Here is a 22,920-nt window from a genome sequence, read left to right on the forward strand (position 1 = left end):
CCGTTTAATTTGCACAGGTCCGGCATGGCAGCAGCCGGCAACACACGTCTGTAATTGAAGGGTCTGATAGGACGCGCCCCCACGCGTCTTCCCTGCACCCACTTCTCCGCATTTAGGGCGAAAGAAGTTCAAATTATCGACACATTCTTTTTAATATATTTTTATCTAAATTGCTGCGAGTAAATGAAAAAAGGTTAACCAGCCACATTTTCACCTGAATTCCAGCGCATTTGGGAAACAATAATCCAAAATATGCTCACACTGTTGGGGGACTGGGGAATATAGACCCGGAATCGGTGGCGCAGCGCACCTCAGCCCCCACATTGGATCCGGGCTAAGCGTGCACGCTATTAGCCTGCAACGGAATGAGATTCGACAGGATCGCGGCCGTTTCAGGAGCCGCTGCGGAATTTCCCGGGGCTTTTTCCTGTCCAACGCTTGAAGGCATCGTTGAACGAGCTGAGCCCGCGATAGCCCAGCAAATGCGCGATCTCTGCCAGAACCAGATCGCTGTGCAACAGATATTGCGTGGCCATTTCCTCGCGCAGCTTTTCCAGAATTTCGAAATAACTGGTACCCTGATCGCCCAGCTTGCGCGACAAGGTACGGGGACTCATCCCAAGGTCCTGCGCCACGGTCTCCAGCGCTGCCGTTCCCGAGGCAAGTCGACGCGAAATGCTCTGCCCAACTTGCGATGCGATATCTCTCTCCCCGGCCATCATGGTCTTCATCTGCGACGCGGCGCATTGCAGCAAGATGCGCAACAGGATCGGGTCACCTGTCGCAAGCTCCCGCGTCAGATCATCGGTTTCGAACCGTAACAGGTTTTCAGGCGCACCAAACTGGACACGGCAGCCAAAGAACTCTTCCATCTCGGCGGCGCCGGACAAACGGTGATGGCAGAACGCCACCTGCCGCAGCCGGATACGGGTCTGGCTGGACCGGCGCAGGTTCGACAGGATCAGTGCCACGAGGAATTCCACGTATTGTCCGCTTAGCTCGATCCCCGCCGTGTCTGGAGCAGATGTCCGCACTCGGCTCTCTCCTCCGCGGATCTCGGGGCGAGTGCCTGCATCCACCGCATAGGTCCAGGTCAGCGCACCGGTTTCAGCAAGATGTGAGCGATCGAAATGCAGGGCCTCTCCGAATAGGCGGGCGTAGTCCGACAGGTTCGACAGAAACCCCAGCACCTGCGGCGCACACAGGGCCAGATACCCCAGAAGCCCGGCCTTGCGCAGATCGGTCTGCTGCCCGAACCGTAGTCCGAAGAGATCAATCTCGCTGATTTTCGCCGCATGCTGAAAGAACGATGCGATCGAACGGCTGTCGGTAAAAGGCTCTTCTTGGCCAACAAGACTCTGGCCAAAAGGCACCGCACGAAAGATCTCTGCCGGAGAATGCCCAAGCTCGGCCAGCCTTTGCGCGGCACATTGGACGAAAATTGCATTTTCAAGGTTCAGATGCCGGGTCATAACACAAGCCCCACTCAAAACACACTCAACACCACAGTCAGAGGGCATCGTCTTGGCCCCTGACATGGCCTCTGTGGTGCATCCGGGCAGAGCGTCCCGGCATTTCATCCGTGCGTTGTACGCGGGTGCGCCGCTTGGCCAGGCAGCCCTACGAAACGCTGCAGGCTGCTTCTACAATATAGCCTGATTTGAATATTTCCCAACTCTGTCCAGCGGAAACCGGCCACCGCTTGGCGTCTCTTCCGGTCACCCCCCCTCACCTTTTGGATACCACCCCAAGACCTGCTGATAGGTCTGGCCGCTTTTCGGGGCGATCAAACGCCGTGCCAGCAACATTGACGGTCGCCTGCTTGCCTGTTGGCGGGAATCGCGTCTTTATGCGCGCCATTCCAAAACAGACGGAAGGCGCGGATGACCATGGCTGCAGATAGATCGTCTCTTTTTCAGTCCGACAACTGGATCGCTGCCGAGGCGCAGGGCACGGAGTGGACTTTCTGGGCCATGTCCGGGGACACGCCCGGCGCTCGCCGCAAGGCACATCTGCCGCAGGGCAGCAACGATCCGGGCTTGTCCGAGATCCATGCCGCGCTGTGCGGCGAGCTGACTGCATCGCAACTGCCAATTGTCGCCTGTGGCACCGGCCTGGCCGCACCGCAGGCCGTCCCGACGCGCCCGGACCAGCTGCCACTGGCCCCGCAAGGCAGCGCCCTGCCCCCGGAAACCGTGCTCATCACACTGCCCGGGCTGGCGCAAAAGGCGCCGCCTGCCATCATGCAGGGCGCCGAAACCTGCATCGCCGGGTTTCTGACGCTCAATCCGTCCTGGGACGGGGTTCTTTGCCTGCCCGGCACGACCACTCACTGGGCACTGATCAGCGCAGATGAAGTCGTCAGTTTTCAAAGCTTCCTGACCATGGAACTGGCCGAAGCCACCTGCGCCATGGCCGGATTGCAGGTGCAGGACTGGGCAGCGGGTGAGCTGACCGGAACCGTAGCCGACACCATGTCAAAGCCGGAACTGATGGCCGCGCGATTGGCCGAAGCCAAGGCCGCCATGCATGGCGGCAGCTGCACCCCGGAAGAGGCCACCGGGCGGATCTGGGGCGCCGTGCTGGGCGCCGAACTGGCCGCCGCCCGCCCTTACTGGCTAGGGCAAAATCTGGCGCTGATCGGTGACACGGAAACCGCCCGCCCCTATGCTGCTGCATTGGAAATGCAGGGGCTGCCGGTCACCATTGCAGACGCGGAACGCATGACTCTGGCCGGGCTGACCAAGGCCTGGCGCAGTTTCCGCAAGGCAGACGACTGATCTTCATCGACGCGCCAGCCCCCTGCCCGTTCACAAGACAGAGGGCCGAGGGCGCGGCAAGCGATCAGACCTTGTGACGGGCCCCTTTCGAGGGGGGCATTTCGGGCGGGCCAGCAAAACACTGGGCGATCTCCATCCAGCGCGTCGCGGTCGCCCCTGTCACCTCCAGCGCGGTGTCTTCGATATTGCGGACCTGCGTCACCACCTGCGCGAACTCCACCGCAGATCCGACAACCCGGTTGTCCTCTTGCGGCGTGTTCCATTCCCAGACCGCCGAAGACGGTCCGGTCAGCTGCACGAATGGCGCGGGGTCGGGCACCTCTTCTCCCCGGTTTAGGAAGGTCCAGCCATAAGTCGCAACGCCAAGATGGGCGATATTGCGGATCCGGTCCTGCTCCACCCGCTCCAGCCCCAGTAGATCAAAGACCTCCTGACCGTGCGCCCAGGTCTCCATCTGCCGTGCGGTGATCGAGGACAGCGCGCTCATGTCCGGGCCGACCCATTTCACCCGCGCCTTGGGATCGGCCACAGCAAAGGCATCGGCGCAGGTTTCCGCGCCAGCCTTCCAGGCCTCAAATAGCGCCCGTCCCGACAACCCGTCCAGCCAGGGGAACTGGCATTGCAGGATCGTCTTGCCCGATTGCATGTCCTGCACAATCGGGCCGATGAATGCGGCAAAGGCCTCCTCCCCCTTGAGCGAGGTTTCTGCCGCCACGTTGAACAGGTGCAGGTGGCCCAGCACGTGATCGATGGTCCAGTCTTTGAACTGCGTCGGCCTGTGAAACGCCTCTTCCGGCAGATCCTCCAGTATCGCCGCCAGCGCCCGGCTTTCGGCACGAAAATCCTCTGCCTGCTGCATGAATGCCCTCCTCCCAATTGAAATTCCGCTACGTCCGGCGAGCCCTTCCACGATTGAACCGACCGAACGTTCTGTTTTACGATTCCTCAAAGGATAGGCGCATGACACAGAAAACCGAAGACCAACCCGACGTCACCGCGCCCGGCGCTGCGGGCACAACGCGAACCGAAACGCGGGCAGACAAGACCCGGCAGCGGATTTTCGATGCGGTCACGGACTGTCTGGACCAGTCGGGATACGCGGAAACCTCGATCAACCGGGTACAGACCGCCGCTGGTGTGTCGCGCGGGGCGCTGACCCATCACTTTCCTTCGAAAGAGGAAATGATGGTGCGCACGCTGGAACATCTTTTGGCGCCGGTGCGCGGCCCGGAACAGGCGAGCGAAAGCGGCCATATGCTGCGCAAGGGCGGCGCGGCACAGGATTTGCCCGCCGAGCTGCACCGTCTGTGGGCCCGGGTGATCAACACCCGCGAAGGGCGCGCGGTGATGGAAATCCTCGTCGCCTCGCGCACGGATGAAACCCTGCGCACGCGCATCACCCCCTCGCTCTGGGATTATAACGACGCCTTCAACCGCAATATCGCGAACCTTTACACCGCCTCCTCGGGCGAGGATCTGGCGCTGCTCTGGTCGATCTGCCGTAGTTTCATGCGCGGGCTGCACAGTCAGGCACCCTATGAACGCGATCCAGAGATCATCACCAAGATGGTCGATCTGTTCGCCCGCATCATGTCGCCGCATCTGGCGACCCGCCCCGGCCCCAAGGAGTAAACCGCATGCAAAGCCCCTTTGACACCGAAGAGCGCCGTGCCTTCCGCGAGAGCCTGCGAAGCTTTGTGGCGCAGGAAATCACTCCCTTCTGCGATGACTGGGACGAAGCCGGGGAAATCCCGTGGGAGCTGCACCAGAAAACCGGGGCGCTGGGCGTATGGGGTTTTGGCATCGACGAGAAATACGGCGGGCTTGGCTTTGACGACTGCTTCATGCGTGCCGCCTACAGCGAGGAAATCGCCCGCTGCGGCGCGGGCGGTGTCGCGGCGGCCATGGGTGGGCGTCAGATCTCGCTTGATCCCATTGCCCGGCTGGCCAGCGAAGAAATCAAGATGCAGGTGCTGCCGGAGGTGATCGCGGGGCGCAAAGGGTCTTCGCTTGCGGTGACGGAGCCGGGCGGCGGATCGGACGTCGCCAATATCACCACCACGGCGCGGCGGGATGGCAATCACTGGGTGCTCAGCGGCAGCAAGACCTTCATCACCAGCGGCATGACCTCGGAGTATTTCGTCATTCCTGCCCGCACTGGTGGGCCAGGGCTGGAGGGGATTTCGCTGTTCTTTGTCGAGGCGGACACCCCGGGGTTCACCCGCAGCGCGCTGAGCCGGAAAATGGGCTGGTGGTGCTCGGATCAGGCAACGCTGTTCCTCGATGACGTCCGCCTGCCCGCCGACCGGATGATGGGGCCGGAAAATCATGGCTTTCTGGCGGTGATGGAGAATTTCAACCTCGAACGGGTCGGGCTGATCGCCGGCATGCTGGGCATGATGAAAACCTGCCTTGAGGACAGTATCGCCTGGGCACAAGAGCGGCAGACCTTTGGCAAGCCGCTGATCCGCCATCAGGTGATCCGCCACAAGATCGCCGATATCTCGGCCCGGATCGACGCGGTAGAGGCCACGCTCAACATGATCTGCTGGCAGGTGAACGAAGGGCGGATGCCCGTGGCCGAAATCTGCAAGGCGAAGGTGTTCACCTCCAAGGCCTGCGAATTCTGCGCTTCCGAGGCGATGCAGATCCTGGGCGGCGCGGGCTATCTGCGCGGCAACCGGATCGAACGTATCTACCGAGAGGTCAAGGTGATGGCCATCGGCGGCGGATCCGAGGAAATCATGCGCGATCTGGCGGTGCGGCAGATGGGGCTGTAACGGCGCAGCCGTGCGTCACACCGCCGAGGAAAAGCTGCGTTCAGCCGCCTCGAAATTGCGGGTCAGCGGCGCCGTCAACGGCGATTGCGCCGAATAATAGGCCCCGACCCGGCACAGCTGCACCGCGAAATCGGGGTGCACGCCCGCATCATCGTATTTACGCACCCGCTCCTTGTGTAGCCAGCCGCGGCGTTTAACCTCCTGCTCAATCAGCTTCAGGCGCTGTACGCAATGCAGCGTCGTGTAGACTGACAAGTAATCCATGTAGTCGGCAATGTCGTGGCCACAGCCGGTATCGAAATTCTCGATCACGATATCGGCCATCACATCGGGGGCGATTGGCCAGGTTTCATCGGCAATCAGCCAGGCCAGATCCTCGGCCCCGTGGCGTAGTCCGGCGTATTCGAAGTCGAACCAGCGCAGGTATCCGTCGTCGCCGATGGCGGCATTGCCCGACCGGCAATCCCATTTCAGGAACTGCACACCGGGGTAATCCATCCGCTCTGCCACAGCCGCCATATCGAACTGGCGGGAGATGCCCACCGAATAGGGCTCCATCGCGGTCACCGAACCGACAAAGGAGGTGACCCAATCCGTGTTCGATCCCAGATGCGGCAGCATTTCCGCCAGGTTGGTTTGCCGCCCGGCGGCCTGGATCCGGAAGATCGCCGCCACCGCCTCGGCGGCCAGTTCGACCTGATCCTCTGGGTCCTGTTCCATGATCTCTGCATTCAGACGCATCTCGCCAGTGTCGGATTGGAACATCACATCATCGCTGACCCCCAGAACCTGCGGAATATCGTCACAATGGGGCGCTAGTTCCTCAAGTACATGCGCCTCTAAGTGGGTGCGGCGGAAATCGGGCCGCAGCGTGGCAATCACGTTGTGATCTGGATAATGCAGCCGCAAGGATGAGCGTGAATTGCCTCCCGGAGCAGAAATCCGTTCGGGGGCCGCGCCCAGAACCATCTCAGCCTTGGCCGAGATATAGGCCTTGCGATCCTCAAAACTGCCGTCCGCCACGTCTGTCCCTCTTCACCTCAGCCTCTTTGCTCCTGTCCTGACAGCAGAAAACGGCGGTTTTCGGGACAAACAAGGGCAAAGGCCCGGAAAACGGACCGATTCGGGCGCCACTCGCTATGATTGAACATTTCAATCACTTCATTCGCAGAACAATAAGAGCCCTCAGGATGGCTTTGTTTCCTGAAATATCTGATGCACGCGCGAATTTGACTAAAATGAGACGAAAATTTGTTCCACCCCAGCGTGTTTCATATGTTCACCGTTGAGCGGCACGCCTCCCATTTTGCGCCTGCCGAAACGCATCATTTCAGATCGTAGGGGTGACAATATGACTTGGGGACATTTTTCGCACAAAGGCTGGTCCGGTTGGGGAAAAAGCAGCGGCAAGGACGCCTGCGGCAGCAACAGCTACCACAATGGCGGCGTGCGCGGCGAACACTTCGCGCGCTGGTATGACGGACATCTGTCCGACCGGTTTGGCCACGGCGGCAAAGGCCATAAAAACTGGTGGAACCGCGACGAAAAGGACGATCACGGCACGGGCGGCAGCAAGGGGACCGGTGGCAGCAAGGGCTCCGGCGGAACCAAAGGCTCTGGCGGCACCCGGGGATCGGATGGCAAGGACGGCTGCGGCACGGGAGAAGGCACAGGTCGCGGATCAGGCGGCGGCACCGGTGGCGGCTTGAAAGGCCATCACGGCGGCAAGGACTGGTGGAACCACGGTGGCAAGAACTGGTGGGACCATGGTCGCAACGAAGATGACGATTGCGCGTCCGATGGCTCTGGCGGAACCAGCGGCTCTGGCGGAACGCATGGTTCTGGTGGCACCCACGGTTCTGGCGGGACTCACGGTTCTGGTGGAACCAGCGGATGGGGCAGCGGTGGCCATTGCGGCTCCGGAGGCACGGGTGGAACCGGCGGCACCGGCGGTACAGACGGCGGCGGCGGCGAAAACACCGACGATGGCAAGACCACCATCACTTTCACCCTGGGCGAAGAAGGCGGCAGCCAGGTGGACGTGTCCGTCACGCAGACGCCCGGCGGTGAGCTGTTCGTGAAACTGGATCCAACCACCTTTGACGGCCAGGAGGCTGATCTCGACGGCATGTTCTTCAACCTGAGCGACGACGGCCGCACGGATGCACTGCACTTCTACCCTGATGAAAACGCGTTGCCGGTGACCGGCCACAGCGGATCCGCCAATTCGGAGAACACGCTGGATAACGGCGCCACTGTTTCCGAAAACTATGACGCCCACGTGCAATTCGGACAGGTACCGGACAGCACCGAAGGGACCGTCAACAACCTCAACTTCACCCTGTGGTCCGAAGATGGCGCGCTGACGCTGCAGGACCTGGACCTCACCAATGTGTCGATTGTGGTCAACAGCGACGGTCGGGATCCGCAGGAGCTGCACGGCGGTCTGACTGATGAAGCGCAGGCGCAGGTCGAAACCGACCCGGCAGCGGTGAATGGCATGACGCTGGGCAGCTGGTCCGAAACCCTTCCGGTCGCCTTTAGCCAACCCGCAACCGAACCGGATGTCATGTCTCTCATGACCCTACCGCCGGAGGATGACATGATGCCGGAAGACCCGGCTGACACGGAAGACGAGATGATGGCCGAGGCTGTCTGAGGCCACGCTGCCTCACCATGAACCGAGAAGACATTGACCGGAGGCCCCCAAACGGGGCCCTCCGGCGATTTTTTGGAGCAGCATTACTGATCCCCTTCGACGATCAACCGTTCACCGAAAAAGGAGGGTGCATCCCGCAGATGCATAAACCTTTCTTTAGGAAGAAAGGTTACACAGCTGGCCGACGGATCCTTAGGAGGTGCAGCGGTGAAACAGGAAAAATGTCAGGCCTGCCGGAATGGCGCAAAGTTCGACCTGCCCATCACCATGGCGTTCCAGCCAATGGTCGCCCTTGGCGCGGAAAAGATCTTTGCCTACGAGGCGCTGCTGCGCGGCAAGGACGGCGCTGGTCCGCGCGAAGTGTTCTCGCATGTCACTTCTGATACGCTTTATGCCTTTGACCAGAAGTGCCGCACCACCTCGATCGAACTGGCAGCAAAGCTGAACCTTGCCGACACCGGCGCGCTCCTGTCGATGAACTTCCTGCCCAATGCGGTTTACGATCCAAAGGCCTGCATCCGGCTGACGCTTGAGACGGCCAAACGCACCGGATTTCCGGTGGACCAGATCATGTTTGAGTTCACCGAAACCGAACGGGTGAACACGGACAAGCTGATCGAAATCCTGACCACCTATCGCCGCCTTGGCTTCAAGACCTCCATCGATGATTTCGGCGCCGGCTATTCCGGCCTGAAACTGCTGACGATGTTCCAGCCGGATGTGGTGAAACTGGACGCCGGGCTGATCCGCAATATAGATGTCTCATCGGCGAAACAGACGATTGTTCGCAACACCATCAGGATGCTTGAGGAAATGGGTATCCTGATCGTCTGCGAAGGGATTGAAACCCAGGGCGAATACGATGCGCTATATGATCTGGGTGTGGACCTGATGCAGGGCTATTTCTTCGCCAAACCAGGGTTTGAGTCTCTCCCGGCCCCGCAATGGCCTGTCCACAGCAGCCTGTCCATGGAGAAAAGCGTGCTACGCTGAGGCACACGCCACAAGTTACCGTGACGTCATCCACTTTTTGAGCGAATTCTCCTACCTCCACCCGCTCCTATTTGATCCTGGTCACGTTCCACGCGTACGCCCGGCTTTAAAATTGCGCTGTATTTACGGGCACGGTGAAGGAGGTTTCCCATGTATCAACTGACCGAAGACGGCGACTGGACCAACGATTTTGACTACACTCAGACGAACGTCGCAGACATCCAACCCGGTCACAGCGTCAGCGGTACCGTAGGCGGCGCCGATGCGGGCGATCTGATCCGGGTCTCACTGGCCTATGATCAGCCCTACACGTTTACTCTGGAGGGCGACGGGGTTTCCTTTGAGATGCTGGATGACGGCACCGATGCCGGGGCAACAATCGACGGCAACACGATGACCTACACGGCCGAGCACCCCTCGGACTATTATAACATCCGCGTCACTGGCAGCGGCAGCTACACCGTCACCATGCAGGGCCTTCCTGCGGATTATCTGGAGGACGAGGACGCAGGCGACATGAGCGGCGCGCCAACTCTTGAGATCGGATCCAGCATAACGGGCGTCATCAATGGCAGCGCCCGCACCGGAGAGACCGACTACTATGCCTTCCACGCGATTGGCGGAATGGACTACGGGTTCTCCATGGCGCAGGCTGACTCGCCTTTTGGGGCCACGTCCGGCGGCTGGCTGGAAATCCTTGACGCGGATGGAGAGCCGGTCGACGGTGTGTCCGGCGGCGCCAGCGCCTGGGACGGATCAGTGAAGACCTTCTCGCCAGAGCTTTCCGGCACCTACTACCTCGCTGCCTGGACCTATTTCGGCTACTCCGGCGCCTATACGATCAGCAGCTATACGGACGCCGCACCGACCAACCTGGCCAGCCTCGGCACGATTTCCGCTACCGAAAGCGGTGGCTCCACAATGGTTACCCTGCGCGTTGATATCGCCGAGGCCCCCGAAAGCGATATCACGGGAACCGTCTCTGTCACCGCAGTGGACGCGGATTACTCTAAGACGGTCAACAGTTTCGACGCCGCCTTCACGCTGGAGGCAGGCCAGACCTATGTGAACGTCACCGTCCCGGTAGGCAGCAGTGCAGATTACTCAGAAGACACGATCTTTGTAGGTGATATTGCGGAAATTCGTGGTGCCGGGATCGACCAAGGTTTCCTCGCCTCAGAGAGCTTTGTCAGCGAGCTGAGCAACACCCCAACCGCGGGCGACGACGTTCTGGTCGGCACCGATGGAAAAGACCGCATTTTGGGCCTTGCGGGCGATGATGAAATTTCCGGCCTCGGCAGACGCGATACCCTGAAGGGCGGTGCTGGCCGCGACACGCTGGACGGAGACACCGGCAACGACAAACTTCTGGGCGGCACCGGTCGGGACAAGCTGTTCGGCGGCGACGGCGACGACAAACTGCTGGGCGGCGGCGCCCGTGACCGGCTGTTCGGTGGCAGTGATGCCGACATCCTGGACGGTCAGGGCGGCAACGATATTCTGACCGGTGGTCGTGGTCTGGATGTCTTCGTGTTCTCCGGCGACTTTGGCAATGACAAGATCCGCGATTTCAACGCCACACGCAACGGTGAGGACATTGATCTGAGCGGGGTGGAAAGCATCACCGGCATGCGGGATCTGCGCAACAATCACATGAGCCAGGAAGGCGACGACGTGCTCATTCAGGATGGCAACGGCAATTCGATCACTCTGCTGGACGTCGATATGGCCGACCTAGGTGTGGGCGATTTCATCTTCTGATCGTGTAATCGGATTTTCCACCGGGCCTGCATCACGCAGGCCCGACTATTCTGACATTGACCAGCAGGTGCCCTGCCCGTTCAACCGTTTCGCAGCCCCTCAGGGTATAGCTGCAATTCCTCAGCGTGCGATCACGATATCGGCCTGCAACCCGCCCAGTTCGGCGCTTTCGGTCAGGCGCAGCGTGCCGCCATGCGCCCGCGCCACATCCACAACGATGGCAAGCCCCAGTCCAACCCCGGTTCCAAGGTTCTGATTGCGCGCAGCATCCAGCCGGGTAAAGGGACGTATCGCATCACCGCGCTGCTCAGGGTCGATACCGGGACCGTCATCCTCGACCCGGATGCGCAGGGATTTTTCCGTCAAAGTCACAGAGACCCGCGCCCGGCTGCCATATCGTACCGCGTTCGAGACCAGATTTTCCACCGCCCGGCGTATCGATTGCTGGCGTAGCATCACGGTGCCAGACCCGCTCAGCTCTCCCAGCATCACATCCTTGCCTTGCCGCTGCCAATCCTCGACGATGGCATGCGCCATTTGCATCGGGTCCACCGGTTCAGGCTCGCCTGTTGACGCACCGCGGGAGAAATCCAGAAAGGCATCCAGCAGCGCCTGCATTTCATCGACATCACGCAACAGCGGTTCCGCTTCCTCTTCGTCCAACATCGCCAGCCCCAACTTCAGCCGTGTCAGCGGCGTGCGCAGATCGTGGCTCACCCCCGACAGCATCAGGGTCCGCTGCTCGATCTGCCGCTCGATCCGGGCGCGCATATCCACGAAGGCGCTGCCAGCGGCCCGTACTTCGGTCGCGCCACGCGGCGAATAAGGGATCATCCGTCCCCGGCCAAAGGCCTGCGCCGCATCCGCAAGCCGCTTGATCGGGCGCAGCTGATTGCGCAGGTAGATGAAAGAAATCAAAGCCATGAAAAGGCCGAAGAAAACCATCGTCACGATCAGCTGATGCGGCGCTGCCGCCGTCAACCGCCGCCTGTCCACCCGCAGTTCCATCCTGCCAAGGTCGGTATCCAGGAATACCTTGACCTCGCGGTTATCGGGAAACTGCGCCGCGACAAATCCTGGCAAATCCTGCTGCATCTTGTCCCGGACCACGCGGCCAGAGAATTCGTACCACCCCACTAGATCCTGCGGGTCAGGTTCATCCTCCTCAAGGAACCGTGCCCCCATCTGCAGAGGCTGCAGGAACGGAGCAATCCGCACCAGCATGTCCTGTTGGCTTTCCGCGCCTGCGCCCTGCTGTTGCAGCAATGCGATCTGCTGCATCACCGTGGCCGTCATCTGGGTGGTCACATCCTCCAGATCTCGTTTGATAAAGACGATGGAGACCACAAGCTGCATCGACACGATAGGCACGATCAAGATCAGCGCCGCCCGGCCATAAAGGCTCCGTGGAGAATATTGTTTGAGCCTTTGCAAGAACATGCGCTAAGCCTACAGGGTCGCCCCATGGCTGTGAAGGCACCCGGCAGGCTTTTGCCCCCGCGCCAGCAACAAAAGGAACGGATACCCGAATGCAGGCTCCAGACGATTTCAATCCCGCCCCCGGTCGTGCCGAAGAGCTGCAATCGGGTGTGCGCCGCATTCTGGCCCCGAACCCTTCGCCAATGACCTATCGCGGCACCAACACCTATCTGATCGGAACCCGGGATCTGGCGGTGATCGACCCAGGTCCGGTGCTGCCAGAGCATCTGGAGGCGATTTTGGCCGCAGTGGGCCCTGATCAACGTATCGGCCATATCATCGTCACCCATGCCCATGTGGATCACTCCCCCCTTGCCGACGAGCTCAGCCAGCGTACCGGCGCGCCGGTCTATGGTTTTGGCCCGGCCAGCGCAGGCCGGAGCCCGGCGATGCAGCAACTGGTCGCGCAGGGCATGACGGGCGGCGGCGAAGGCATCGACACCGAGTTTACGCCTGACATCACGGTGGCAGATGGCGATATGATCTCCGGCGAGGGCTGGAACCTTGAGGTGCTGCACACGCCCGGGCATCTGGGCAACCACATCGCGCTGGCTTTTGGGGATGCCTGTTTCACCGCTGATCACGTGATGGGCTGGGCCAGTTCGCTGGTCTCGCCGCCCGATGGCGATCTGACCGACTTCATGGCTTCCTGCCGCAAGCTGCGCGCCCGCGACTGGCGGATCTTCTATCCCGGCCACGGCGCCCCGATCACGGACCCTGCCGGACGTCTCGACTGGCTGATCGCCCACCGCGAAGCCCGCGAAGCCGCTATCATCGATGCGCTGCGCTCCGGCCCGGCCCGCCCGGGCGATCTGGCCGCCCGGATCTATACCGAAACCCCGGCGGCCCTATTGCTCGCCGCCGAGCGCAACGTTCTGGCTCATCTCATTGACCTAATGGGAAAATCCCGCGTAGCCCCGGTCGGTGACCTGAGCGCAACCGCAGAATTCAGGCTGCTGGGCTGATCCCTGGACGACCCTGCCCCAGAGCGGTTTTCGGTCCCGGATTGTGCGATCCGATGTTATTTGCATTTTTTTCGCCTCTCCCTCTGGACGCCCCCACGCAGGGCCGCTATACGGCGCGGACCGTTCCGGCGTAGCTCAGCGGTAGAGCAGTTGACTGTTAATCAATTGGTCGTAGGTTCGATCCCTACCGCCGGAGCCATAAAAAGCCCTCAGGTCGCGCAGAACTGAGGGCTTTTTTGGTGTCGGAAAGTTTGACGCCATAGCTCCATCCTTTTGATGAAAGCCTGCGCTTGGGGGAAGGCACTGCACCTTCCTTAAGGGTGGCCAAGCAACCTGAGTTACCAACTGATTACCTCTGGCGTCTAAACTTCCATATGCACAGATAATTTTTTCCTCTTTAGTGAAAATCAAAACGTCTGTCTTTGGGGTGAGCTCAAAAAGCATGGCGCAAGGGCAGTGCCCCACTGCACTCTCTTTCACATCTCGGAGGACGGCAAGGAACACAAAAAGCTGTCGTATTAAATGGACCAATTGATGGCCTCAAAGGCCACATCCACGGACACAGGGTTCGGACCGCAGAACGCGGACGTGGCGCTTCGCCAATCTGACCTCTAGCGCTCAACTGGAGACCAGAATGTAACTTAGAAGGCCAGCAGGTTCAAAAAAGGAGGGGAGTGCACCTCTTGCGCAGATACCCCCGCATCCAATAGCACTCCAGATTCTGGAACCAAAAAAGCCCTCAGGTCGTAAAGACCTAAGGGCTTTTTATGGCTCCGGCGGTAGGGAACGGAGCCATATTTTTCGAAACCATAAGTATCTGATATTAAACCGGAAAATTATTAAGGTCGGTCCGTGGTGTCACAGTTGGGTGTCACAGTGTGCCACCCGGTCTTGGAATGCAAGCGGGGCAGGCAAACCGCAAGCGGATTAGGTCGATCTCAATGCAGCGCCCCGTGAATACGGGAGTGGCGTCGCGCCATAGGCGCGTTTCTCTGAACAAGAACCAGTTATGAAGGTGTCGGTGTAGAATAGATCGAGCGCGGCGCAACTCTGCGATCGAGACTGGGATCACATGATCAAGCCTTCCCATTCTTAGGAAGCCCCTAATCGAACGCACCACCCTCGAGACTGGCGTCCTGACGACGGTTAGCGTCTGCGCTGACTTCGCCGACCGCCTGCACAGGGTCGAACAGGCGGCCGGGTACGGGGCGGATCAGGCGGCGCGATCGAGTGTTCGGTAGGCCGCTGACCAGTCCGCATGCGGGTTGTCCGCTCGTTCGTCGCCGGGCCCGGACTGGTCCATCTCACCCGGGATCGCCATCGCGGCCTCTTCGGGCGTCTGGAGCGCAGCCTCCGGCTTCACCCGGGAGATCAGCTCATCCAGCGCGGAACCGGTGAGCATGCCCCTGTTGTGGAGCGCGGTGGCGATGGCTTCGAGGGCCGACCTTTGCTCCCGCAAGATGCGGAGCGCACGGTTTTCCGCGCGGCGGAGGTGGTCCTCGACGCGGGCCGCGAGCGGCGGGTCGAGGCGCAAGCGCGCGACGATGGTCTCGGGGTCACCGGACCACGTAAGTCGGTCCCCGAGCCCCCAGGCGGCCTCCATAGCGACAGCTACGGTGGTTGCGCGGGCGAGGTCGGAATCCGAGGCACCCCCGGCCCCGGCGGAGGCCTCTCCGAAGACCACCCGTTCCGCTGCGCGACCGGCCATGTCGAGGGCCAGCGCGGCCTCGAGTTCAGACCGCCGCTGGTGGATGACGCGCCGTTCCGCATGGGTGACGCCGCCGTCGCCCTGAAGCGCCAGCACGCGGGGCGTCGCGATGCCGGTGGCGGCGCCGACCAACGCGTGCCCCGCCTCGTGCACCGCGACCTGCCAGCACAGGGCGTCGCTCATCGGGGGCCTAAGCTCACCGAGAGCGACGCAGAGATCCTCGACACTTAGCGGACGACCCAAGCGCCGGGCCTTCGCCCGTGCGGCGCGGACCATGCCCGCGATATCGGCGCCACTCATGCCCAAGGCTTGCGCCGCGATGGCGGTCAGATCGGCGTCGCTCAGGTCCGGCCACACCTGCCAGCGGATCGCCTGCGGCATCAGCTCGGGGGTGGGGTGGCCCAGACGCAGCACCTTGTCGAAGCGGCCGGGCCTGCGGATCGCGGCGTCCACTTTGTTTACGTGGTTGGTGGCTGCCATGGGCACAACGCCCTCGAGCCCGGCATAACCGTCGAGGCACTCGAGCAAGGCCGAGACGACGTATTCGGTCCACGACGAATTATGATCGCGCCGGTCCCGGTCCCCAAAGGCGTCCACCTCGTCAATAAAGACGATACAGGGGGCTTGGGCCGCTGCCTTAGCGAAGCTTTCTTTCATGGCCTTGACGATCCCGCTCGCCCGTTCTCCCTGTGCTTGCCAGGTGGCGACCGACCCGGCGACCACGTTGATCCCGGCCTCGCGCGCAACCAGCCTGGCGACTTCCGTCTTCCCGGTCCCCGGAGGGCCGGCGAGCAGGATCCCACGGCTCACGTCGCGCCAGGGGATCTCCCCCGCCTTCCAGGCGCGGAGGTCCTCGACGAGCTGCTCCAGCGGGCCGCGAACCTCGTCGGGAAGCGGGAATTCGGCAAGCCCCGGCTCGGTCTCGGTCGCTTCGGGGGTCAGCGCGGCGGCCAGCGTGGCGACGGCGCGCTCCGGGTCGGGCCAGCGCAGGGCGAGGAGCAGTTTGCCGGGGGTGAGCCGCGCGAGTGGCGCGTTGGCGGGCAGCGCGGTGAGCGCCGCGCCGGGGGCCTTTGCCTCCGGATAGGCATCAGCAAGAAGCTGCGCCAGCATCGCGCGGTCGAGGGGTGAGAGCGCGATCACCTCCGGGTTGAGGGGCTTGAGCGCCTTCGGCGCGGTTCCGGCGGCCGGAGCGATGACGACCGCCGGGCGGCGCGTGTCGAGCGCCAGACGCAGGGAACCATACAGGGCAGCGACAGCCGGTTCGGATGAATCCAGCTTGTTGGACGCGGCCTTCTCGGCACTCAGCACGACGGGGATCGGCGCGCCCCGCGGCCAGAGCGCGTTGGGCTGGGCGACATGCTCGATGAGCTGGATCAGATGCGAGTCGATCGCCGGGTCGGCGGTGGTGATCAGGGTCACAGCACCCGGCGCACCCAGGGCCCGGACCATCGCCTCCACGGAGCCGAAGGTCGCGGCCAGTCGCACCGCGGTCAGCGCGGCCTCCGGGCGCAGGCGGTAGACCTTGCGCCGTGCAGTGGCGTCCTCCGGGACCGGGGGCAATACCGGGCCGAATTCAGTCATAGCCGCATCGGCCTCAGCCTCGATTTGATCGAGCAGATCATCGAGGTTCAATCCTTCGCTCTGGGCGCTGGACCGGGCGGTGTCGGCCAGAGTGGTATCGCGCAGGGAGCCGGTGTCGACCGTCGCATTATCGCCATTTCCGGCGTCGGTGGCCGTCGCAACGGAGACCTCGGCGTCGTCTTCGCCGGCAGGCTCGGACGCCGTGTAGGCGGTAACGGCCCAGCTGGCGGCCTGAGAAATGAGGCTATGCCGCAGCCGGGCCGCGAGGACGGTCCAGTCCGGGGTATCGGTGACGGGCGTGGCGGCGGGCGGGGTCGAGAAGTAGGTCGAGGGCTGCGTCATGGGAGAGCTCCGAAAAAAAGGGGTGGCCGTCGGCCCGCCGCCAAGGGGCGGGCCGAGGAAGGTGCTGGGGGGTGGAAAGCTGGGCTCAGGCGGCGAGGTCGAGGTCCCGACCCCAGTTAGCGGGGATCGCCCGGTCATGGCCCAGGCGCATGAGGGCCGCATCGAGCGTGGCGCGCGGGTTGCGCCGAAGTTCCGGGAACTCGCTTGCGTAGATCGTATGGCGCGTCTGCCAGTCGGCGGTGAAGCGCACGGCCATGTCCGGCAGTGCGACCATCGCCAGAATGTCGAAATCCGCCGCGGAATAGGGTCCGCGCCCGGTGGCTCCCCTCTCGGACCGCTGCTTCAGGTTGAAGACATAGTCGCCGCTGCTATTCTTCGTATGGCGCGTCTTGACCTGAATGCGGACGGGCGAACCGTCGGGGAGCATGAGAACACGGTCGTGGCGTTCATGCTCGGGCGCGGGAAAGATGCGTTCGCCGAGACGCATGAACAGGGCATCGACGAGCATCTCGGCGGCGGCCCCCAGCCACTTCGCATAGCGACACAGGTCTGCGGTGGGCATTTCCGGGTAGGCCGCCAGCGCCTCACGGGCGTCGCGGGGCTCGGCGGGGCGGGTCGGCAGGGTGATGCCGGGAAGAAGAAGCTGTGTCATGCATGCCTCCTTCGTTCGAGAAGAGGGAAAGGGGATCGCGGCCCCTTGCGAGGTCCGGGGCGGCTCAGGCCGCGAGCCCGGGCGCGTCCGGGCGGTGATCGTCCGGCCCACCCCCCTCTCCTCCGTAGTCTGCCATCGACATGAGCTGCGCGACACCGCGGAAATAATGGCGCTGCAACGCACGCACCCGGCGCTCCACGGGCGCATCCCCCCGCACGAGCAGCAGATCGGCGCTCCCGGCCATCACCGCATGCATGTGCTGGCGGTCGCCATCATCCTCCACCGAAACAAGCGCCTGAAGGGCCTTTGCCAGCAGGCGCAGCGGACGGTCGAGGACGCGCTGCTCCGGCAGCATTGCAACCTCTGCGAGCCGGGCAAAGAGATCTTCGCGGGCCGCCTCTGCCGCAGCCAGGTCCGAGGCGACCTCCGGGGCGAACACGTCGTCGCCCACAACGTCGCGCTGGATGCGACGCTCGGTAACCACACAGGCTTCGAGACAGCGCAGCGCACCATTGAAGGCGCGGCTCAACTCCGTATGCGCGGTGGCGTGCGGATGAGCCTCCCTGTCCTCTGCCGGACCCGCCTCCATCACCATCTGCGGCGCCGCTGCCGGCGGGGTGTCCTGCGGTCCTACGGGGCCATCGATAAAGGCGCTGAGCGCATCGAGCGCTGCATCGAGGGCCGCATTATGAAAGGTGTGACCCGGCACCGTGGCGGGCAACTGCCAGACCCAGCGCGCCACGGTCAGCGCAGACCGGATACCGGCCACCTCGACCGGATCACCGGACTGGACGACGGTCGCGACCAGCGCGGCGACCCGCTGGAGGGAGGCGGCCTGCAGCGTGGCGGGGTCCTGGGCGATCAGCGCCTCGCAGTGCCCGAGAACCCGGGCCCGGGCCTCATCGACGGCGGCCTGATAGGCGGCGAGGGCCGGGTCGAAACAACCATCATCGCCCAGATCGCGCTCGGCAGTGGTCAGATCGACCAGCGCACGGGTCATCGCGCGAGTGATGACGAGCGGGGTGATGGTCGAATGGGAGGGAAGCGCGGAATTGAAACCGCTCGCGCTGCGGGTTACGTAGTTCTTAGCCATCGTAGGGTCTCCTTAGGACTCTTCGGCGGTCAGGGCGGGGGCAGAGGGTAGGATCTCTGTTCTCGCCCGCTTATCGGGCGCCCGGTGACCTATGTGTAATTTGGTGATACCATCCCCCTTGTTCAAGTCCCATCTTACAATTAATTACACTAATCAGGAAGTCACATACCAGACAAACGGGGCCGGCGCTTCTCTTGTGGGTTCCCTGCGTATCATAATGTACGATATTACAAAGAGGGAGCAACGCCATGCCACGTCAGTCGTCCATAACGCCCGAAGCTGTCGCCGAGGCCGCCGAAAAACTCATCGCGCAAGGCCGCCCAGTGACGAATCAAGCCGTCCACAGTCTTTTGGGTGGAGGTTCTATGTCCACGATTTCTCCCTTGGTGCGGGCCTGGAAACAAGATCAAAAGGAACGTCAGGCTCTCGCAGAGCGCTATGTGCCCGAACCCATCGAGCAGCTCGCGCAAGAACTGGCAGCCCGTATGTGGCGCGATGCGCAAGAAGAGGCTGGCGTTGCGACGGAGGCGCTGCGCAGAGAGCTAAAGAATCTACGAGATAAATATTCCGAAAAAGAAGCTAACCTTAAAGCAAATCTTGAGCTCGCAAGGAAGCAGCATGAGGACGCAGAAACCGCACTGAATGATGTGCAGAGTGAGCTCGATATGCTCCAGGCCGCCTATGAAGAACTAACGTTAGAACATGCGCGAGCTACGGAAAAAATAGCCGGACTAGAACAAAGAGTCTCCGACCTGCAGGGTGTCCTCGAGAAGGCCGAAGCGCGCGCAGAGCGCGCTGAAGAAAGGTTAGCTTCCGTCGCCAAAGGGAAATGATCGGTCCACGACGAATCAGCCCTTATTTCGAGACCAGACCCCTTAAACTCACTTCGAATTCTTCAGGATCGCCGGTCAAGTCAAGCGTCTTAAAACGCATTCGGTGACCCTGTATCGTCACCTCTTCATCGACTGATCCCCCTGTCTGCGGATGCAGCAGCATCCCGACAGCGGTTAAGCTAGCGGTATCTCCCGGCAGCTCTTGGCTGCGCAGATAGGTGTAAAGCTGGTAGAGGTAACCGCTTTTCAGAATCCGGTCTCGATAGCTGGACGCTGTAAAGATGGCTGTGAATTTCGTATCAATCACAATGCGGTGTCCCGTCGCGGTATGGTTTAACTCAATATCGGTCTGCATTCCGGGCAGGATTTCGGCGATTCCAGGGGATGCGGCCGTAACCGGCCATGACAGTCGTTTACCTTGAGCCACGGTCCAGTCATGAGGCTCCAGTTCAAGGCGCAGGGCATTGCCCACCGCCCGCTCGAATAGGCGGCGGATCAGGTGGTCGGTGCTGTCAGGCAGGGCGCCTGTTACCTCCCCGGGCTCCTCTGTCGGGATAATCGTGTCAAACACCATCCGCGCCAGTGCCACCATGAAACGGTCGGCGGCCTCATTTCGACCAATCTGGTCACTGGCCAGTTCTGCCCAGGACGGGCGGGGGCCGACAACGCCTATGCGGGTAAAATCCCCGGCCAGTTGGCGGCAGCGATGCGCCACCAGATCATCCGCGACGCGTGTTGCGAGCCGTGCGAGGGCTGCCCTGACCAGCCGATTGCGGGGCGTGTCCATCATGTGTTCTTCGAAGCGGCAGGCGATGCGACCACGGTCCATCAAACGGCGTGACGTGGTTTCCAGCATATCGATGCGACCGCGCACCCGCGACAGGGTAGCCACCCTGGGGCGGTATCCACGCGAGAGGTTCCTGCGCAGTCGTTCCTCGACCACATGGGTCAAAAGCCGTGCCACCAGATCAGGAAGATCCCGGGCGGTTTCGACCTGATTATCAAACCGACCTTTGAATTGCACCAGAACGGCTGCGTACAGAAAGAGCAGCCAGATATTGCGCAAGGGGATCGCTGTGGCCATTACAGCCCGGCACGCAAGGTGTGCACCGTATCACGGGCTCGATCCGGGGCATCAAACCAGTACTCCTGCAGCAGTGGCTCGATCTCGGTATCGATGACCTCGACGAACCATGCCCGCGGGTCTGGAATGTCATCATCGCCGGGGGTGACATAGGAATGGCCCACCCGAAACTGCGGCCCTAGGGCCCGATCCTGTGCGATTGTGTCATTCAGCGCGGTCATGCGCTCACGCATCAGGGAGATCACGTCATCCGGGAAATCCCTATCACGACACCAGTCTTCCCAAGCCATGTTCAACATGGGGTCCAGCGTCACAAAGGCGAACCTGCGACGCAAAGCCAGATCGACCAGAGCAAGGGAGCGGTCCGCGATATTCATCGTGCCGATAATATGCAGGTTGTCGGGGATATGTACCTTTTCACCCGGGACTTTACGATAGGCCAGCTCCATCGCATCCGCTCGGCTGCGTTTGGTGTTTTCCAAAAGCGTCAGCATCTCGCCGAATACTTGAGCGGGGTTGCCCCGGTTGATTTCCTCGATGATCAGGACATGAGGGACATCGGGTTGGGCACGTGCGGCTTCGACCACTTGCAGGAAAATCCCGTCGGTTAGGGTCAACCCATTGCTGGAGGGGCGATACCCCCGCACAATATCCTCATACGATAACGAGGGGTGAAACTGGACAGAGCGCAGCTGATCGGGCAAAGGAGACCTGCGGCCGATTAAAGCCTTGGCTAGTCGCTTGGCGAGCCAGGATTTCCCCGTCCCGGGTGGCCCCTGCAGGATCAGGTTTTTCTTGGATGACAGGCGATCCACAAGCCCCGTCAAGGTATCGCGCTCCATAAAGCCGCCCTCATTGATAGTGCCATCCACCGTGTAGGGCACGATTTCTGGCCCGGGAGCGTTGTCATCTTCCGCAGCGTCCTCTGCCTCGCTTGCGCTCAGGGGATCGATCTCTGGGGCGAAACGTTCTGCCCAGTAGGAATGGCTGAGGAAATAGCCGTAATCCTGATCTGCCCCGTCAAAGGTGAATGCTACAAGCCGCTTTGCCATGTCATCATCCTCCACACGGGCACGGGCAACGTTTGTGCGATAAGTGTAGAAGTACCAGTCTTTAGGCGGGGCAAGCTCTTGCCAGTCCACATTGACTGTCTTGCCATCGCCACGGTTCGCAGTGATGGTCCCAATGGCCTTGATCCGCATGACGCTCGCGGCACGGCCGTAGTTCTCAAAAGGAACATCGTTTTTTCGAGTGAACGAGGCTTTGATGGCGATCCGGTCCCCGGGCTTCATCTGCCGGACAAGCTTGGAGAATTTGTCGTCATAGCCGTTCTGCCAGACTCCTTCGTTCAAGAACCGGTCGGTCTGGTCCTCGCCTCCCCACGATGCCCCGACATACCAGTGACTCAGCCCCTCCGGAGCAAGGTCATCTTTGGGCGCCTCCTGTTCATCCTCATCACCGGAGAAATTGACCCGGGCTGTCCTGAAAATTTCTGCTGCCCATTCAGGGGAAAGTTCCGCCTTCCATCCCTGATCTGACAAACCCCAGACACCGCGGCTGGGCGCGGTTATGATGCCGGCTGAGTATAGATAAGACCGAGCAAAATGTACCCTGTTCTCGAACTTCGAGCCGCCATTCTTGTTGCTCAGCGCAAGAAAATCTTCTGGGATGTCATTCCGCTTGATCAACTCATCAAAGACCTGACGCGGGCGGGCTTGGCCGCCCAAATCCCGCATGATCTCGATCACGGGCGCAAAATAGCTGACAAACTGCGGGACGCCTTCAATTTTCTGATCATGTAAACCCATTCCGCCCACCCATATTTTTGACGCCGGCTAGAATGTCAGCATTACCCCGCACTGCCAAGGGCTTGGCCGTCGATGAGGCTGCTACAGGCAAGGCAGCATAATGATAATCGTGACCCCGGTCACTGCAACTCACATACATAGCCATTCCGCCCATCTCGGGGAAGCGTAGGAAGTTCACTTTCAACTTAATGGATCGAAGCCACCGGCTTCCAGCCGCTCCGCTTCAGCGAATGTTTTCTGCTGAAGCGCGCTCAGGGCGATCGCTCGGCGGATCCCGTTACCATCCCCAGGACCGCGGTCTTCACTAGGTGTATTACGCATTCCTTGCCCCTTACCTTAACCGTTCGACCGCCAAGTCGAGAGCTGCGAACCTAATCCGTTGTCGAATGTCGCGAACTTCAG

Annotated in this window: 17 protein-coding genes and 1 tRNA gene; 9 read left to right on the forward strand and 9 right to left on the reverse strand. The window is 61.4% G+C overall.

The genetic code is table 11. The features are described 5' to 3' along the window. Positions 1 to 392: 392 nt before the first annotated feature. Entirely contained in the window at positions 393 to 1,472 is a 1,080-nt protein-coding gene (locus AC5SSZ_RS08510; protein ID WP_495437859.1) for an AraC family transcriptional regulator, read from the reverse strand. Between the two features lie 417 nt (positions 1,473 to 1,889). On the opposite strand from AC5SSZ_RS08510, the gene AC5SSZ_RS08515 reads away from it, so the two are divergent. Further along, entirely contained in the window at positions 1,890 to 2,780 is an 891-nt protein-coding gene (locus AC5SSZ_RS08515; protein ID WP_495437860.1) for a 2-dehydro-3-deoxygalactonokinase, read from the forward strand. A 64-nt stretch (positions 2,781 to 2,844) separates the two neighbouring features. Here AC5SSZ_RS08515 and AC5SSZ_RS08520 read toward each other — a convergent pair whose 3' ends face one another. After that, positions 2,845 to 3,639, reverse strand: a complete 795-nt coding sequence (locus AC5SSZ_RS08520) for a TIGR03084 family metal-binding protein (RefSeq protein ID WP_065273305.1) — start codon at positions 3,637 to 3,639, stop codon at positions 2,845 to 2,847. A gap of 101 nt (positions 3,640 to 3,740) precedes the next feature. On the opposite strand from AC5SSZ_RS08520, the gene AC5SSZ_RS08525 reads away from it, so the two are divergent. After that, the gene (locus AC5SSZ_RS08525; protein ID WP_274839254.1) at positions 3,741 to 4,412 is read left to right on the forward strand and encodes a TetR/AcrR family transcriptional regulator; all 672 of its coding nucleotides are present in this window, start codon (positions 3,741 to 3,743) and stop codon (positions 4,410 to 4,412) included. A 5-nt stretch (positions 4,413 to 4,417) separates the two neighbouring features. Further along, positions 4,418 to 5,560, forward strand: a complete 1,143-nt coding sequence (locus AC5SSZ_RS08530) for an acyl-CoA dehydrogenase family protein (RefSeq protein ID WP_495437861.1) — start codon at positions 4,418 to 4,420, stop codon at positions 5,558 to 5,560. A gap of 15 nt (positions 5,561 to 5,575) precedes the next feature. Here AC5SSZ_RS08530 and AC5SSZ_RS08535 read toward each other — a convergent pair whose 3' ends face one another. Further along, entirely contained in the window at positions 5,576 to 6,583 is a 1,008-nt protein-coding gene (locus AC5SSZ_RS08535) for a hypothetical protein (protein WP_495437862.1), read from the reverse strand. Positions 6,584 to 6,911: 328 nt separating this feature from the next. Between AC5SSZ_RS08535 and AC5SSZ_RS08540 the strand changes: the two genes are divergently transcribed. The 3 genes from AC5SSZ_RS08540 to AC5SSZ_RS08550 all read left to right on the forward strand — a co-directional run bounded on the left by AC5SSZ_RS08540 (position 6,912) and on the right by AC5SSZ_RS08550 (position 10,973). After that, positions 6,912 to 8,219, forward strand: coding sequence for a hypothetical protein (locus AC5SSZ_RS08540; protein ID WP_495437863.1), 1,308 nt, complete (start codon positions 6,912 to 6,914; stop codon positions 8,217 to 8,219). Between the two features lie 207 nt (positions 8,220 to 8,426). Beyond that, positions 8,427 to 9,212 (forward strand): EAL domain-containing protein, encoded by a 786-nt coding sequence (locus AC5SSZ_RS08545; protein ID WP_495437865.1) that lies wholly within the window; start codon positions 8,427 to 8,429, stop codon positions 9,210 to 9,212. Between the two features lie 150 nt (positions 9,213 to 9,362). Beyond that, a complete protein-coding gene (locus tag AC5SSZ_RS08550) occupies positions 9,363 to 10,973 on the forward strand; it encodes a calcium-binding protein (RefSeq protein WP_495437866.1) in 1,611 nt (536 codons plus the stop codon). Positions 10,974 to 11,093: 120 nt separating this feature from the next. Here AC5SSZ_RS08550 and AC5SSZ_RS08555 read toward each other — a convergent pair whose 3' ends face one another. Then, entirely contained in the window at positions 11,094 to 12,413 is a 1,320-nt protein-coding gene (locus tag AC5SSZ_RS08555) for an ATP-binding protein (protein WP_347510894.1), read from the reverse strand. Positions 12,414 to 12,502: 89 nt separating this feature from the next. On the opposite strand from AC5SSZ_RS08555, the gene AC5SSZ_RS08560 reads away from it, so the two are divergent. Together AC5SSZ_RS08560 and AC5SSZ_RS08565 are read left to right on the forward strand one after the other, a co-directional pair. Beyond that, the gene (locus AC5SSZ_RS08560) at positions 12,503 to 13,417 is read left to right on the forward strand and encodes an MBL fold metallo-hydrolase (protein WP_347510895.1); all 915 of its coding nucleotides are present in this window, start codon (positions 12,503 to 12,505) and stop codon (positions 13,415 to 13,417) included. A gap of 124 nt (positions 13,418 to 13,541) precedes the next feature. Continuing rightward, positions 13,542 to 13,616, forward strand: a tRNA-Asn gene (locus AC5SSZ_RS08565). Positions 13,617 to 14,630: 1,014 nt separating this feature from the next. Here the strand turns inward: AC5SSZ_RS08565 and AC5SSZ_RS08570 are convergent. The 3 genes from AC5SSZ_RS08570 to AC5SSZ_RS08580 form a co-directional block, all read right to left on the reverse strand. Further along, complete coding sequence (locus AC5SSZ_RS08570; protein WP_495437867.1) at positions 14,631 to 17,048, reverse strand: AAA family ATPase; 2,418 nt, start codon at positions 17,046 to 17,048, stop codon at positions 14,631 to 14,633. Between the two features lie 85 nt (positions 17,049 to 17,133). Continuing rightward, complete coding sequence (locus AC5SSZ_RS08575; protein ID WP_495437868.1) at positions 17,134 to 17,700, reverse strand: group I intron-associated PD-(D/E)XK endonuclease; 567 nt, start codon at positions 17,698 to 17,700, stop codon at positions 17,134 to 17,136. 64 nt (positions 17,701 to 17,764) lie between these two features. Continuing rightward, complete coding sequence (locus AC5SSZ_RS08580; protein WP_495437869.1) at positions 17,765 to 18,793, reverse strand: hypothetical protein; 1,029 nt, start codon at positions 18,791 to 18,793, stop codon at positions 17,765 to 17,767. 248 nt (positions 18,794 to 19,041) lie between these two features. Between AC5SSZ_RS08580 and AC5SSZ_RS08585 the strand changes: the two genes are divergently transcribed. Beyond that, positions 19,042 to 19,626: a DNA-binding protein gene (locus AC5SSZ_RS08585; protein WP_495437870.1), complete on the forward strand. Its 585-nt coding sequence runs from the start codon at positions 19,042 to 19,044 to the stop codon at positions 19,624 to 19,626. Between the two features lie 22 nt (positions 19,627 to 19,648). On the opposite strand, the gene mcrC is transcribed toward AC5SSZ_RS08585, so the two are convergent. Beyond that, entirely contained in the window at positions 19,649 to 20,710 is a 1,062-nt protein-coding gene (mcrC, locus tag AC5SSZ_RS08590; protein ID WP_495437871.1) for a 5-methylcytosine-specific restriction endonuclease system specificity protein McrC, read from the reverse strand. After that, entirely contained in the window at positions 20,710 to 22,518 is a 1,809-nt protein-coding gene (locus AC5SSZ_RS08595) for an AAA family ATPase (RefSeq protein ID WP_495438330.1), read from the reverse strand. Before AC5SSZ_RS08595 ends, mcrC begins: the two co-directional genes overlap by 1 nt. Between the last annotated feature and the right edge of the window lie 402 nt (positions 22,519 to 22,920).

The sequence above is a fragment of the Phaeobacter sp. CC-HEC084 genome, assembly GCF_059429255.1.